Below are 13563 nucleotides of genomic sequence, written 5' to 3'. Positions count from 1 at the left end.
GATGTATGCGAAATAACGGTAACTTAGTCACTGATGCCAACGTTAATGTCTGCTTTGGGCGAGTAAGTGACCCTCTCTTAGGACAAAACCTCTCCGCTCATGTTATCGGGTATGGTGGCTTTGGTAGTTTCAACAACTGGAACAACCCTTATGGTTTTGGTGGTTTTGGCGGATTTGGCAGTTTTAATAGTTGGAATGACCCTTATGGTTATGATGGATTTGGTTATTCTAATAGCGCATTTGGTTGTATGAACAATTTATCATTATATGGTACATCTTGCCTCTATGCTTCTATTCTTAAAAAAGGCTATGATAATCAATACTATTGTACTAATGGTGTTAACGCGGTTGTTGAAGCTGATAATGAGGAGGAAGCCGATAAGTATTGTGACGCTTTGAAAAGCTATATTGAAAACGATAGCTTGTTAATTGCAATACAAGAAGGTGCTGTTGAGTTTTCTGAAAGTTATAAAATTGAATATATATCATTTGCGAAATTTAAAGAGATAACAGGCTTAGACTCTTTTGAATATATTGAACTCAATGACTATATGACTTCTATAAACGGTAATTTGTTCGGCGTTTATGAACCACAAGATAACCTTTGTAGCATGTTTGGGCTAGGTTATATCGCTGACAATATACCATCTATCCTTGACAAGTGTATTAAACATGACCAATGCATGAATGAATATTTATGTAATAGTTCATCGTGGTTGACAACTCCTTTCAAAGATAGTGTATGCGGAGCATGTAACCTTGACTTTTTTAAGGATTGATCACATGAAGTTTGTTTTAATTTTTTTATTGATCAATATTTCAGGGTGTAGTTTGTTGACCACCGCGAAATTTTCAATTATCAACGCGAATAAACTTCCAGAACATATAAATATTAGTAAACCTGTTCACTCTGCATATCTTAGTTATAGTATGGGAGCAACTTACCCAACTTTATATATGCTGAATAATAAAGGGAACACTATAAAACGCAGTAAATGCAAAAATTTAGGTTCAGGAAGGATGAAGTTTTGGGACAATCCTTACTATCATGTTATGGAGTGCGATGGTCAACGTCTAGTTTTCGAAACTCGATGGCTCAAATGGGAGAGATTTGTTGTTGAAAAGCCTCTATCAAGCTGTGAAGAAAGACAAGCTAGTCTTGAAAAAGAATTGTTACGCCTACTGTCTTTTTATGAAGACAAAGTAACAACACATAACGTTTTTATTAGAGAATTCGCCTATTTAGCTATCTCTATTCGAGATATTGAAAAAGTAACGTATTTTATTAATCTCCTAGATCAAGCCGAGAATTATTACTCTCCGCTGGAGGCAAAACATTTACAAGCTGAGTTAAAAGGCGTTGTAGCTATTTTTCAACAAGACATAGATAAAGCGACGTTTTATCTAAACATGGCTGCTGAGAGTGAACCAAGTAGTTTCATGAAAACATACGGCCCAAACCTTCTGTTAGCGAATATGTTACTCCCTTTAGGTGAAAAGCAAGCGGTAATTAACTATCTAGAGAAAGTCAATCAACGCTATTGGAATAACGATGAAAAAGTAACGATCATGATTAACAATATAAACAAAGGGCGAGAAGAAATAGGTTACAATAGCTTTGATACAGAAGGCATGGCTTATTGTTATAAAAATGACACTTGATTAACTAGGGCATTTGCCTAGATAAATCAGCTCAGCCTCTCAACTAGGGTTAATACTTCCCCAAGTTTTGAGGCTTTTTAACGTCTGCTTTAGCGAAGTTAATTCTGCCTAATTTGAAAGGCGTGAATGTCTGCAAATCGCTCAAAGCAGAATCAGAACTACGTGCCAACAACCGTCCTTCTGGACTCTCTAATATAAATGGCGCTCAAAATCCATTTCACTTCTCAATACTCTGACAATTAGAATATTTGCATCTTGTTCTTGATAAAAAATAACATGAGAATTATGTAAGGCTCGCTTTAAGCCTAAGCTTATTTCATCTGCAGAGAGACCGATGAATTTATTTTGAATAATAAGTTCAAACTTATCATGTAATCCTATTAAGTAATTTGATGCTTGTTCTTTACCAAAGTTTAGCACCCCATATTCATAAATTTCAGCCAGATCACTATCAGCTTTATTAGAAAGAATATAATTAGCCATTTAATCCTAGCTTAGCGTCAACGTCTTTCATTATATCTGTTACCGATCTTGTACTAACACCACTTGCTAGACCATCTGATATTGCTGATTGAAGAATACGTAACCTATCATTATTTTGCTGATCTTTTCTGATTAGATCTCTTACATACTCACTATCGTTAGTATAGTCACCACAACTAATTCGACTTTTAATCCAAGCATCTTGTTGCTCAGTGAACGTAATTGTTTTTCTTACAACAGCCATACAAACCTCAAATTAACACCAATATTAACACTATTGGTTCATTGTAGTGTAAATATCACAATAAAGGTAGGTAAATTAAGGAGAGTCTTATGCCAAGCGCAGAGTAAAGTGTTTCACTGATTGCATGTCTCTAGCCCGCCCTATTCTATCTGTCAGATGAAGTTCAACCCTGTTCATCGAAACTTGCTACAATTAAACAATAATAACTATAGGAAAGTCATATGTTTGAAGTAAATTATCTGGCGGTGATAGTGGCGGCTGTATCGAGCTTTATCTTAGGTGGTCTATGGTATTCGCCAGCCCTCTTTGGTAAAGCGTGGATGCGTGAAGCAAATTTTGATGAAAATCAGGCTGGCCATCCAGCGAAAGTGTTTGGCTTTGCCTTCCTCTTTTCGTTTATTGCTGCACTTTGTTTTGCCAGCCTTGTCGGCCCAGCGCCTGAGTTGATGGTTGCCATTCACTACGCCTTAATCGTTGGCATAGGTTTTGTTGCCATGAGTTTTGGCGTTAATTATCAATTTAGCAACAAAAGCTGGACCTTACTGTTTATAGATAGTGGTTATCACTTAGGACAGTTTTTACTGTTCGCGCTAGTTTACGCCTTTTGGCCACAATAGGCTTATTGTTGATGGCTTTTGATGGTTATAGTCGGCCCCGTCGCTAGGCTTGCTTCATCAATGGTCATCAATTTATTGTAGCGAATCATCGAGCTGATCGAATCAATATATGCCTGCCCGCGCTCTGAATACTTATCTAAAGTCGTTACGAGTTCAAGCCCACTGATTAGTTGCCCTTGTTCTCTTAATTCTAGCCGTTTATTGCGAAGCTTTTGATACGCGCTACCTCGATTAAGGTTGAGTAAATAGCCTCGTACCGAATCAAGCGGGCTATCAAACCTAGCAATGCCATAATTTCCCAGCTCTTTGCGTTGAGCTTTTGGCTTCATTCCTCTACCAGAGTAGTCCCATTGACCAAAAAAGGCATTACCTTCTAGAGTAAAGCGCGAGGTTGCCCAGCCACTCTCTTCAGCCGCTTGTGCTAACGCCAATGACGGTGGCACAATATCTAAGCGCTTTAATAGCGTTTGTTTGTGTGTTTTAGTCAACGTTGAGTCAAAGGACTTGCTAATTACGCGGTACTTAATTAACAAGGCTCGATAGTCAGCTTCTGTGATTTGATTGTTAATTACCAATTCTCTAAGTGCTAGTACTTCTTCATTTGCCAATAATACCAGTGGCGCCATCAGCCGAAAAAACACTTCTTTTTTTATCGCCACAGGCAATGATGATGAGGAATGTTGCCAAGTTTCATTAACTCGCTCAAATGTAAACGGTGGTACCTCTCTATGACCACTTTGCCACTCTTCATTAGTGTAACGGTGCTTTTTAAATAGGGCATAGAGTTCATCTAATGAGTCGACATAAACTACTTGTTCCTGCTCAAAAGCAGCATGCTTTTGTTTCGATTCAAGCGTACCATCAAGCTGATTATTACTCGTCTTTTGCTCTTGCGTTATTTTTTTTACCGGTTGATTATTATCTGGCTTTTGCTCTGGCTGCTCAGTGCAACCCACGAGACCGATAACGGCACCAATAAATAATAGCGCTTTACATTGATCAATTAGCATTCAAAAATTGCCTTTTAAATAACATATGTAATAACAGACTAACAATCTTGTGTGAAAATCAAACAAATTTTGTGTTAAACATTGTTATTCGTGATACAACTTGAATAAGATTTTTAGATCAGTAAAAAGTGGCTTTTTTGCCAACGTAAGTTAGGAGATTATGTGGAATATAAAACGATAACCAGCAGTGCTAAAAAGCATATTGCTTTAGTAGCCCACGACAATATGAAAGCCGACTTAGTTGTTTGGTGCAAAAAGTATGTTGATAAATTAACTAACCACGCGTTATTTGCGACCGGTACGACGGGAAGTTTATTAAAAAACGAAACGGGCCTAAACATTACTGCCTTGATCAGTGGCCCGCTTGGCGGTGACCAGCAAATAGGCGCGCTGATCACGGAACAAAAAGTCGACATGATGGTGTTTTTCTGGGACCCGCTTGAAGCGCAACCCCACGATCCCGATGTTAAAGCACTACTGAGGTTAGCTGCCGTTTGGAATATTCCCGTCGCCTGTAATCAAGCCTCTGCTGATTTTCTGATCACCTCGAGCTTATTTGATCAGAGCTACGAAAAATCTGTACCAGATTACGACAAATACATTGCTCAAAGAACCTAATACCCGAAAATGTGCGCTACTTAAAAATCACGTCTTTGGTCGAGCGCACATAAGTGCGCGTTTGTGGCTTGGTCCATTGGCCATTCTTTAAGTATGAGGTTGAAACACTGATCGTCTCGCCCATCAATTTACTGGTTGATTTTACTTTGGTAATGCCGTTTTCATTGCCTGTCACATCCTCATACGCAGCAAAACTGGTGTCATCAATGATTTCAAGACTGCCTTGAGTGTAAAAATTTGCGGTGGTGAAATAGTAAAATACAAGCGCTTGTTTATCGTGATCGAAAAAGATATATGACTCACCACCATACTCACCGTTATTTATCGAGTGTATCGTTTTTAATGCTTTACCATTAAGCGCTCGCTCCCATCGAGTGACATCGATAACCGGGCGCTCACCTTCTGCGACGGCAAAGTTTGACTCCCAAGTACCTAAATATCCGGCAAACATTTCAAGCTCTTTAACAAAGCCTGTTTGCTCAGTTGGGGTTGGCGTCTTGCCATGACTAGCAAATGTAACCAGTGAGATGAAAGTACATAGCATCAAGGTACTAATTAATTTTACTGTTGTCATTATTCGTTTGCTCTTTCGATTGTTGCTCAACGTATTTGTCTAGTTGTTCTCGTTTGTGATCTATTACAACTGTAGCAGAAATTTTATCGTGTATTGCTTGGCGATTAGGGTCCCAAAACACTTGTAAAAAGCCAAGTAAGCCTGTTGCAATACCAGCGCCATAACCACCGTAACGGCCAAAGCTGTCCCACAGCGACAATGGCGTACCATCAAGTTGAATAACTCTAATACCCAAAAGCTTTTTGCCTAACGTTTGACCGTGCCACGCAGAGGTTAAAACCGTAAAATAAAAGGCTGCCCAACCAAAGCCTAAGCCCAAGTCCTGAATAAGGGCTTCAATATATTGAATAATCGAATAAACGGGCCGGTCTTTTTTCGGTTGCTCATCTGCTTGCAAAGTAGCTACGCTTTGCTGTGGTTTTGTAATTAATGGCGGGGTGTTTTGCTCAGTACTGTGCTGTGGTGCTAGCGACTGCTCGTGATAGCTAATCAAATATTTGGCTAATTGCCTTTGCTCTTCAACAGGTAATGGCGTGTGAGTCGCTAATTCACCATACATTTGTTCGATAACATCGCGCTTAAAGGCGATGCCCTCAAGCAGATCAAGTTTGGTGACTAACTCTTGTTGCCAACACTCTATCGAACTACATTCACTGGTGTTAATGGTACTTATGACTAAACCTGTGGTTGCGGTAAAGGCAATCGCTTCATCGGCAGATAATTCTTTATCGCCTACTAACAAAGGCTGAGTATTTACCACTTCGTTGTTTGATGATTTGTTTAATGGGTCAATGATCATTGGCAGGAGAGAAAATAATGCAATAAATAGAAATATCGCCGCCAGCCATCTGGCTATTGCTCGTCGTTTTTTGCCATATTTTCTATTTTGTTGCGCGTTTTTATCAAAAAACTGGGTCTTTGATACACGGTAAAACGTGATCGACAAAAAGATGGCTAACAGCTCGCCCGGTGCATCGCTAAGTAAAGCGATGATAAACAAATCAACAATCAATGCCAGTAAGCGCCGCGACGGCGTAGCGAGTGATAAGCCGAATAGTGATTGGTCAATCTGAAAAGCAAACGGCGTTAAGACTTTCATAGTATCGTTTTTCGATAAAATGGTCTCACTTGCCGCTTGTTCTTGATAAAGTGGATGTTCCTGCTCGTTTTTAGGCTCGCTCATACTCTTCCTTGCTCTAGTTAAAGCAGTTTTTTAATGCCTTGGGTTAATCCAGCAACGGTTAAACCATACATGCGCTGCTCAAAAATCTGATTGATAATGCCAATCGAGTGATAATAGCGCCACGCTTCTTCGGGTTGTGGATTTAACCAAATCACTTTGTCGAAATGATCGAGTACTCTTCGCAGCCAGACTTCACCCGCTTCTTGGTTCCAGTGTTCAACACTACCGCCTGGATAGGTGATTTCATAAGGCCCCATGGTGGCGTCGCCAACAAAAATCACTTTGTAATCACTAGAGTATTTATGCAGCACATCGTATAAGTCAATCGTTTCGCTGTGGCGCCGTTGATTGTTTTGCCATACTTTTTCATAAACACAATTGTGAAAATAGAAAAACTCTAAGTGTTTGAATTCGGTATGCACCGCACTAAAAAGTTGCTCGCAAACCTTAATGTGATCATCCATTGAGCCACCAATATCGAAAAACATCAATAGCTTGACCGCATTATGACGCTCGGGCTTCATTTTTAAATCAAGGTAACCAGCATTTTTGGCCGTTGCCGATATTGTGTCGTCCATATCAAGCTCTTCGCTCGCGCCAGTGCGAGCGAATTGTCTGAGCTTTCTCAGGGCTACTTTTAAATTGCGCGTGCCTATTTCTACTTCGTGATCGAGGTTTTTAAACTCTCGTTTATCCCAAACCTTTGCAGCTTTGCGATGACGAGATTCCTTTTGACCAATGCGAACACCTTCAGGGTTATAACCATAAGCCCCAAAGGGCGATGTACCACCGGTTCCTATCCACTTATTGCCGCCTTGGTGGCGTTTTTCTTGCTCTTTTAATCGCTCTTGCAAGGTTTCCATCAGCTTTTCAAAACCGCCAAGCGCCTCTATTTGCGCCTTCTCTTCCTCGGTCAGTAATTTTTCCATTTGCTTTTCTAGCCACGACTGAGGAATTTCAGATAAATCTAATTCGAGTGACTCAACACCTTCAAAGTAATCTGCAAAGGCGCGATCAAAGCGATCGTAAAAACGCTCATCTTTCACCAAAATTGCCCGACTCAGTGAATAAAAACCATTTAAATCAGCAAAAACCAAATGTTGCTCTAATGCGCGAAGCAAATCCAACAACTCACGTAAAGTACAGGGAACTTTGTATTCTCTTAGCTTAAAGAAAAAACTTATTAGCATGTTTTAGCGTCCAGCGCGTTGTAAAAAGGCTAGTTTTTCAAACAGGTGAACGTCTTGCTCGTTTTTCAATAATGCACCGTGTAGTGGTGGAATCACTTTACTTTGGCGTTTTTCTTTAATTAACTCAGGATCAATATCTTCGGCTAATAATAATTTTAACCAATCGATAAGCTCAGAGGTTGACGGCTTTTTCTTTAAGCCAGGGATCTCGCGTAAGTCAAAAAACATAGCTAACGCTTCATCGAGTAAATCTTTTTTGATGGTTGGGAAATGCACATCAACGATCGCTTGCATTTGCTCAGCATCTGGAAACTTTATGTAATGGAAGAAACAGCGGCGTAAAAACGCATCGGGTAATTCTTTTTCATTATTTGATGTGATAATCACAATTGGCCGCTGAGTCGCTACCACCTTTTCTTGCGTTTCATAAACGAAAAACTCCATTTTATCGAGCTCTTGAAGTAAGTCGTTCGGGAACTCGATATCGGCTTTGTCAATTTCATCAATGAGTAATACTGGGCGCTTGTCTTTGGTAAAAGCGTGCCAGAGTTTACCTTTAACAATATAGTTGGCGATATCATGAACTTTATCGTCACCTAACTGGCTATCGCGCAAGCGTGAGACCGCATCGTATTCATATAAGCCTTGTTGTGCCTTAGTAGTAGATTTGATATGCCATTGGATCAGCTCAGTACCTAGGCTTTCGGCTAACTCCTCAGCCAACATCGTTTTACCGGTGCCGGGTTCACCTTTAATTAATAATGGACGTTGTAAGTGAATAGCTGCGTTTACGGCTAATTGAAGATCGTCTGAAGCAATGTAATTACTTGTGCCCTTAAATGCTGTCATGAGTTGTATTACACCTTAAATTTTAAATTCTGTGATACTTTTATCGTTCTTTATAACTTTTTTATATATATGTTATAACGAAATATCACTTCTTTTTATTTGTATAGAGGCTAATCTTAACGAGTTAAGAAAAATATTCCACAGGATTTGAAATGGCGAGCATATACCAAGACAATTCAACATCTATTGGCAAAACGCCTTTAGTTAAATTAAACCGTGTAACCGGTGGTAACGTTTACGCGAAAATCGAAGCACGTAACCCAAGTTTCTCAGTAAAGTGTCGTATCGGCGCTAACATGATTTGGGATGCTGAAAAGCGTGGCGTATTATCCCAAGGTAAAGAGATTATTGAACCGACGAGTGGTAATACAGGTATTGCCCTTGCTTTCGTGGCAGCTGCACGTGGCTACGCAATCACTTTAACCATGCCAAATACTATGAGCCTTGAGCGTCGTAAGTTGTTAGCGGCGCTTGGTGCAAAGCTTGAGCTCACCGAAGGCGCTAAAGGTATGAAAGGCGCAATCGAAAAAGCAAAAGAAATTGCTGAGTCAGATGAAAAGTACGTGTTGCTAGGGCAGTTCGACAATCCAGCGAATCCAGAAATTCACGAGCAAACCACTGGCCCTGAAATCTGGCAAGATACTGATGGGAATATCGATATTTTCGTTGCTGGTGTAGGTACAGGTGGTACTATCACGGGTGTTAGCCGTTACATCAAAAACACCCAAGGTAAAGCGATTACGTCAATTGCTGTTGAGCCGACAGATTCTCCAGTGATCAGCCAAACCTTAGCAGGTGAAGAAGTAAAACCTGGACCACATAAAATCCAAGGTATTGGCGCCGGTTTTATTCCTGGCAACTTAGATCTTGAAATCATTGATGGTGTTGAGCAAGTATCAAACGAAGAAGCAATGGAAATGGCGCACTTACTGATGCGTGAAGAAGGTATTTTAGCGGGTATTTCGTCAGGAGCGGCAGTTGTAGCGGCAAAACGTTTAGCCGAAAAACCTGAAAATGCAGATAAAAATATCGTGGTTATTTTGCCAAGTTCTGCAGAGCGTTACTTGTCGAGCCCATTATTTTCTGAGTCATTTACCGACAAAGAACTCGTTCAGTAATCAATTATTGATTATTTGATTAAAAAAGCACCTAACGGTGCTTTTTTTGTTTTTACTAAAGCTTAATAGCTTTTTATTTATCAAAAATTAGTTATGATAAATTCAAATGGATGTAATTAACGATTAAAACCCGATGAAAACCTTTGCCAAACTGTCAGTGCTGTTATTTTCTTTATTCTTGCTTGGTTGTGAGAGTGAAGATGATATTACCGAAATCCCTAACCCCGAAATTGTCGCCGTTGAGTTTTTTAATGCGCTCTACAACGAGCGCAACGTAAAAAAAGCAGCCAGTGTGTGTAGCCCAGCATTGGCGCGTATTGTGATGCACTATCACTCACCAGAAGCGGTCGCTCGTCACTTATTTAACATGCAGTATGACCAAGTAAAAATAACACCTGACGACAGCGGCGTTAAAGTACGAGAACAATTTAAAGATAATGCGACGGTTACGTTGTACTTCGAAGGGACCTACTTAGAAGAAAAACACCGCGACGTTAAGCGCGTTGCCATGTTACAAGTCAACGGCAAATGGGTTATTGATAAAATTTTAAAAGATCCGTTCTAGTGCTGAAATATTCGTAACGAACCTTTCCCCTAGCCTTTGCATATTGGAATGGGCAAATATAAAAGTCACGTATAATTTAAGGGCTGTGAATGAAAAATTCATAGCCCTTATTTTTTAACTGCTTTATTCAAGTGATGTGCACTTATTCATGGATTAACCAAACAGTTCAGAGTGAGAGCCACAGCGCACTAAGATCAATTCCTCGGCTTCCCAATCAACATCCCATATCAGTAAAAAGTCAGGTTGAATATGACACTCCATGTGAGGCTGCCAATTACCTTGCAACAGGTGTGGTTTGTATTGACTTGGTACTGTTCCTGTTATAATTAGATGCTTATCTATTAACTCTTTTAATAGTTTAGTGTTATGCCGATTATTCTTAGCAGCTCGTTTCAAATCCTTTTTAAAAGAACTCTTCGTTCTAATCTTTAGCACTGCTACTGCCTAGAATATCGTTAAATAAATCGTCAGTAGAATCATAAACATCTTCAGTAACAGGCGCCTCCATCGCCTTTAAAGTGTCTTGATTAGGCACTTTTAATTCAACTGGAAATTCATGGCGCAACTTGACTTGACTTAAAAAGATTCGGATAGCATCAGACATACTCATACCTAACTCCGAAAGAATAGCTTCAGATTCGTGTTTTAACTCACTAGAAACTCTAGCTCTAACCATTTCAGTTTTCATAATTTGTACCTCGTATGTGCTACAAATTTAGTATAGCAATGACAGACGTTCATAGCTAGACATAAATATTCGTTGCAAGAACGTACTGATTAGCTTTTGGGAGAGTGGTTACTTGACGATACTATACTATTAGGGGGCAGAGTCAGCGAACTCTGCCCCCTAATCGATTAAACTCGATAATCTCAGATACCTTAGGCACCATTAATGCTATCAAGATTATTTTGCAAAGACTTTACCTTCACGGCGAGGATCGGCGCCACCGATTAATTGATTACCTTCAAGTTCAATCGCCTGAATGCCTGAGTTTAGGTTGCGTATGACAACTTCGTGGCCCATCGCTTCAAGCTGACTTTTAAGTTTTGCGACGTCCGTCCCCTGCTCTAACGTTGTCACCTTATTGCGATTAGTAACACGCGGTAAATTAATCGCTTCTTGAGGTGTCATGTGCCAATCGAGGATAGCAATCATCGATTGCGCGACGTAATTAATAATACGACTGCCGCCTGGTGAGCCTATCGCTAACTTCAAACTACCGTCTTTGTTAAATACCATCATTGGCGCCATTGAGCTGCGTGGGCGTTTATTTCCTTCCACCCGATTGGCGACCCACTTGCCATCGCGTTTTGGCGATAGTGCAAAATCGGTTAACTGGTTATTCAAAATAAAACCATTAACCATTAATGCCGAGCCAAACGCCATTTCTACTGAGCTAGTCATTGAAATGGCATTACCTTTGGCATCTACCACCACGATATGGCTAGTTGACGGTAACTCAAAGCTATCGTTATTAGCAAAAGCAAAAGCCCCTTGTGGCGAGCCCGCAACAGCCTTGCCCATATCTTTAGTTTTATCGATTAATTGAGCGCGACTGGCAATATACTGAGGCGCTAATAAACCTTCGATTGGCATTTGAACAAAAGCCGGATCGGCCACGTATTTGTCGCGATCAGCAAATGCTAAGCGTGAACTTTGCGTAAATAAATGCACAGCCTCAAGCGAGTTTGGTGTCATTTTAGCTAAATCAAAGCCCTCTAATAACGCCAGCATTTGGACAACAGCAATACCACCTGAGCTAGGTGGTGCCATGCCACAAATTTTGTATTGACGATAAGGCCCACAAACGGGCGCCTGCTCTATGGCTTGATAATGTTGCATATCGTCGAGTGTTAAACGACCCGGCGCAATCGCTGCGTTTTGTACTTTGCTGACAATATCTTTTGCGATCCATCCTTGATAGAAAACATCAATGCCTTCTTGAGCAATGGCTTTATATACCCGCGCTAACGGTTTATTAACTAAGACATCACCCGCTTGAATCGCTTTGCCATTTGGAAAAAAGTAGCTTGAAATTTCAGGTAATTGCGTAATACCGGGGTTAAATTGCATCTCAACTAATTTGGCTAATCGAGGTGAAACGATAAAGCCATTGTCTGCTAATTCAATCGCGTCGCTAAACAACTCATGCCATGGTAAGTGACCGTATTGATCATGCGCTTGTTTTAGCGCAGCTAATACACCGGGCACACCAACCGACCGCCCACCAACAACGGCTTCTATCCAACGTACGGCTTTGCCATCTTCACCAATAAATAAATCAGGTGTCGCGGCTTTTGGCGCAGTTTCACGACCATCAAATGTGGTGAGTGCTTTATTATTGGCATTGAAATGTAAAATAAAGGCACCACCACCAATTCCTGACGATTGCGGTTCAACGAGGGTTAACACCAGTTGTACTGCGATTGCCGCGTCGATTGCGCTACCACCTTTGGCTAAAATATTACGCCCTGCTTCGCTAGCATATGGGTTAGCCGCCGCCACCATATAACTTGTGCCAACAACCCCTTCTTTTTGCTCATAACCGGTTGCGGCTTCTGGCTCCCGTACTTCAATAGCGCGCGGTGCTTTTGCCCAAACATTTGTGCTAAGCAGTGCTGCAATAAGTAGTAATGCTTTAATTTTGAATTTAGCGTTTATTTTTACTGGCATTTTTTATTGTTCACTTTTTCCATTCAATTGATGGTGGCTCGGGGTAAAAGATAACTGAAATTGATTGAACCGTATAAAGTTATCGATCATTTGTTGATACTTTGCCTGATCTTGCTCAAGTAATGCAAGTGCGTGCACACAGGCTTCAAAGCTCGATAGCGCTTGTTGTTTTTTGGTTTTTCTAATGTGATAAAAACATTCAATATTATCAGGCAACGCCAAGCTTGGTAATTGTTGTAGTGGTTTTGTCAGCTGATACATTCGATACGCCTTTTTCCACGTGCCATCAATAATTATCAGTCCTTTAATGGATTGACCATTTATTTGCCCGTTACTTACTTCAGTTAAGCTCGTTGCCTGCTCGTTTGGGTGTAACACATAACACGGTGAATTTTGCTCAATAAATTGCGCTAATTCCATGCTGGTTGAAAAGTCTTCGCCGACAAGAATATCAATCTTGTCTAACGATTGGGCTAATAAGCTAACCGTGCCCTTAGTTTGTTTAACTTCACTTGGATGTTGCAACACCAAAACATTGATTGAATTTTGCACATCACAAGTAAATTGGCAAATACACGCCTTTTCCGGCCGTTGGCAACTGGAACAATAGGCGCGTTTCTTTACTGTTTGATTCGAGCCGCTCTTTGACAGGTTTTCTGATGACATTTCTGGTAACACGATGCTACAGCTAATTAATTATCGTTATATTGTATGTGCTAACCCATAATGTGTTAAGGAAAAACTATCGGCTTTGATTTTCGCTGATTGCTTGCTAC

Annotated in this window: 17 protein-coding genes; 6 read left to right on the top strand and 11 right to left on the bottom strand. The window is 40.4% G+C overall.

Annotated features, from left to right (window positions below):
• Window positions 1–5 precede the first annotated feature (5 nt).
• Window positions 6–779 carry a hypothetical protein gene (locus LP316_RS10395; protein ID WP_193020954.1) on the top strand — a complete coding sequence of 258 codons (774 nt, stop codon included), beginning with the start codon at window positions 6–8 and terminating at the stop codon, window positions 777–779.
• A 4-nt stretch (window positions 780–783) separates the two neighbouring features.
• Window positions 784–1662, top strand: coding sequence for a hypothetical protein (locus tag LP316_RS10390; RefSeq protein WP_193020952.1), 879 nt, complete (start codon window positions 784–786; stop codon window positions 1660–1662).
• 189 nt (window positions 1663–1851) lie between these two features.
• Here the strand turns inward: LP316_RS10390 and LP316_RS10385 are convergent, their stop codons facing one another.
• Window positions 1852–2145: a type II toxin-antitoxin system RelE/ParE family toxin gene (locus tag LP316_RS10385; RefSeq protein ID WP_193020950.1), complete on the bottom strand. Its 294-nt coding sequence runs from the start codon at window positions 2143–2145 to the stop codon at window positions 1852–1854.
• Window positions 2138–2389 (bottom strand): type II toxin-antitoxin system ParD family antitoxin, encoded by a 252-nt coding sequence (locus LP316_RS10380; RefSeq protein ID WP_193020948.1) that lies wholly within the window; start codon window positions 2387–2389, stop codon window positions 2138–2140. Before LP316_RS10380 ends, LP316_RS10385 begins: the two co-directional genes overlap by 8 nt.
• A gap of 221 nt (window positions 2390–2610) precedes the next feature.
• On the opposite strand from LP316_RS10380, the gene LP316_RS10375 reads away from it, so the two are divergent.
• A complete protein-coding gene (locus tag LP316_RS10375) occupies window positions 2611–3006 on the top strand; it encodes a DUF1761 domain-containing protein (protein ID WP_193020946.1) in 396 nt (131 codons plus the stop codon).
• 2 nt (window positions 3007–3008) lie between these two features.
• On the opposite strand, the gene LP316_RS10370 is transcribed toward LP316_RS10375, so the two are convergent.
• Window positions 3009–4016, bottom strand: a complete 1008-nt coding sequence (locus LP316_RS10370; RefSeq protein ID WP_193020944.1) for a glucosaminidase domain-containing protein — start codon at window positions 4014–4016, stop codon at window positions 3009–3011.
• Between the two features lie 162 nt (window positions 4017–4178).
• Here LP316_RS10370 and LP316_RS10365 point away from each other — a divergent pair, with 162 nt between their 5' ends.
• Window positions 4179–4634, top strand: coding sequence for a methylglyoxal synthase (locus LP316_RS10365; RefSeq protein WP_193020942.1), 456 nt, complete (start codon window positions 4179–4181; stop codon window positions 4632–4634).
• A gap of 16 nt (window positions 4635–4650) precedes the next feature.
• Here the strand turns inward: LP316_RS10365 and LP316_RS10360 are convergent, their stop codons facing one another.
• Genes LP316_RS10360 through LP316_RS10345 form a run of 4 tightly spaced genes read right to left on the bottom strand, consistent with a single transcriptional unit; the run spans window position 4651 to window position 8430 of the window.
• Window positions 4651–5208: a hypothetical protein gene (locus LP316_RS10360; RefSeq protein ID WP_193020940.1), complete on the bottom strand. Its 558-nt coding sequence runs from the start codon at window positions 5206–5208 to the stop codon at window positions 4651–4653.
• Window positions 5186–6391 carry an RDD family protein gene (locus tag LP316_RS10355; protein ID WP_193020938.1) on the bottom strand — a complete coding sequence of 402 codons (1206 nt, stop codon included), beginning with the start codon at window positions 6389–6391 and terminating at the stop codon, window positions 5186–5188. Before LP316_RS10355 ends, LP316_RS10360 begins: the two co-directional genes overlap by 23 nt.
• A gap of 17 nt (window positions 6392–6408) precedes the next feature.
• Complete coding sequence (locus tag LP316_RS10350) at window positions 6409–7581, bottom strand: vWA domain-containing protein (protein ID WP_193020936.1); 1173 nt, start codon at window positions 7579–7581, stop codon at window positions 6409–6411.
• 3 nt (window positions 7582–7584) lie between these two features.
• Window positions 7585–8430, bottom strand: a complete 846-nt coding sequence (locus LP316_RS10345) for an AAA family ATPase (protein ID WP_193020934.1) — start codon at window positions 8428–8430, stop codon at window positions 7585–7587.
• A gap of 152 nt (window positions 8431–8582) precedes the next feature.
• Here LP316_RS10345 and cysK point away from each other — a divergent pair, with 152 nt between their 5' ends.
• Both cysK and LP316_RS10335 read left to right on the top strand, forming a co-directional pair.
• The gene (gene cysK, locus LP316_RS10340) at window positions 8583–9548 is read left to right on the top strand and encodes a cysteine synthase A (protein ID WP_193020932.1); all 966 of its coding nucleotides are present in this window, start codon (window positions 8583–8585) and stop codon (window positions 9546–9548) included.
• Window positions 9549–9681: 133 nt separating this feature from the next.
• Window positions 9682–10113, top strand: coding sequence for a hypothetical protein (locus LP316_RS10335; protein WP_193020931.1), 432 nt, complete (start codon window positions 9682–9684; stop codon window positions 10111–10113).
• 153 nt (window positions 10114–10266) lie between these two features.
• On the opposite strand, the gene LP316_RS16180 is transcribed toward LP316_RS10335, so the two are convergent.
• The 4 genes from LP316_RS16180 to LP316_RS10315 form a co-directional block, all read right to left on the bottom strand.
• A complete protein-coding gene (locus LP316_RS16180; protein WP_193020929.1) occupies window positions 10267–10548 on the bottom strand; it encodes a type II toxin-antitoxin system YafQ family toxin in 282 nt (93 codons plus the stop codon).
• Window positions 10535–10789: a type II toxin-antitoxin system RelB/DinJ family antitoxin gene (locus LP316_RS10325; RefSeq protein ID WP_226960721.1), complete on the bottom strand. Its 255-nt coding sequence runs from the start codon at window positions 10787–10789 to the stop codon at window positions 10535–10537. Before LP316_RS10325 ends, LP316_RS16180 begins: the two co-directional genes overlap by 14 nt.
• Window positions 10790–11017: 228 nt before the next feature.
• Window positions 11018–12787, bottom strand: a complete 1770-nt coding sequence (gene ggt / locus LP316_RS10320) for a gamma-glutamyltransferase (RefSeq protein ID WP_193020925.1) — start codon at window positions 12785–12787, stop codon at window positions 11018–11020.
• A 3-nt stretch (window positions 12788–12790) separates the two neighbouring features.
• Window positions 12791–13465, bottom strand: a complete 675-nt coding sequence (locus LP316_RS10315; RefSeq protein WP_226960720.1) for a tRNA-uridine aminocarboxypropyltransferase — start codon at window positions 13463–13465, stop codon at window positions 12791–12793.
• Window positions 13466–13563: the final 98 nt, after the last annotated feature.

The sequence above is a fragment of the Thalassotalea sp. LPB0316 genome (genome assembly GCF_014898095.1).
Taxonomy (GTDB): domain Bacteria; phylum Pseudomonadota; class Gammaproteobacteria; order Enterobacterales; family Alteromonadaceae; genus Thalassotalea_G.
The sequence above is the reverse complement of the archived record's forward strand: the minus strand, read 5'-3'. Positions and strand labels throughout refer to the sequence as shown.

Excerpts from the sequence above, each read along its gene's own strand:
- LP316_RS10345 (WP_193020934.1), bottom strand. The coding sequence starts at position 8,430 with ATGACAGCATTTAAGGGCACAAGTAATTACATTGCTTCAGACGATCTT.
- cysK (WP_193020932.1), top strand. The coding sequence starts at position 8,583 with ATGGCGAGCATATACCAAGACAATTCAACATCTATTGGCAAAACGCCT.
- LP316_RS10380 (WP_193020948.1), bottom strand. The coding sequence starts at position 2,389 with ATGGCTGTTGTAAGAAAAACAATTACGTTCACTGAGCAACAAGATGCT.
- LP316_RS10395 (WP_193020954.1), top strand. The coding sequence starts at position 6 with ATGCGAAATAACGGTAACTTAGTCACTGATGCCAACGTTAATGTCTGC.
- LP316_RS10370 (WP_193020944.1), bottom strand. The coding sequence starts at position 4,016 with ATGCTAATTGATCAATGTAAAGCGCTATTATTTATTGGTGCCGTTATC.
- LP316_RS10385 (WP_193020950.1), bottom strand. The coding sequence starts at position 2,145 with ATGGCTAATTATATTCTTTCTAATAAAGCTGATAGTGATCTGGCTGAA.
- LP316_RS10355 (WP_193020938.1), bottom strand. The coding sequence starts at position 6,391 with ATGAGCGAGCCTAAAAACGAGCAGGAACATCCACTTTATCAAGAACAA.
- LP316_RS10375 (WP_193020946.1), top strand. The coding sequence starts at position 2,611 with ATGTTTGAAGTAAATTATCTGGCGGTGATAGTGGCGGCTGTATCGAGC.
- ggt (WP_193020925.1), bottom strand. The coding sequence starts at position 12,787 with ATGCCAGTAAAAATAAACGCTAAATTCAAAATTAAAGCATTACTACTT.
- LP316_RS10325 (WP_226960721.1), bottom strand. The coding sequence starts at position 10,789 with ATGGTTAGAGCTAGAGTTTCTAGTGAGTTAAAACACGAATCTGAAGCT.
- LP316_RS10390 (WP_193020952.1), top strand. The coding sequence starts at position 784 with ATGAAGTTTGTTTTAATTTTTTTATTGATCAATATTTCAGGGTGTAGT.
- LP316_RS10360 (WP_193020940.1), bottom strand. The coding sequence starts at position 5,208 with ATGACAACAGTAAAATTAATTAGTACCTTGATGCTATGTACTTTCATC.
- LP316_RS10350 (WP_193020936.1), bottom strand. The coding sequence starts at position 7,581 with ATGCTAATAAGTTTTTTCTTTAAGCTAAGAGAATACAAAGTTCCCTGT.
- LP316_RS10335 (WP_193020931.1), top strand. The coding sequence starts at position 9,682 with ATGAAAACCTTTGCCAAACTGTCAGTGCTGTTATTTTCTTTATTCTTG.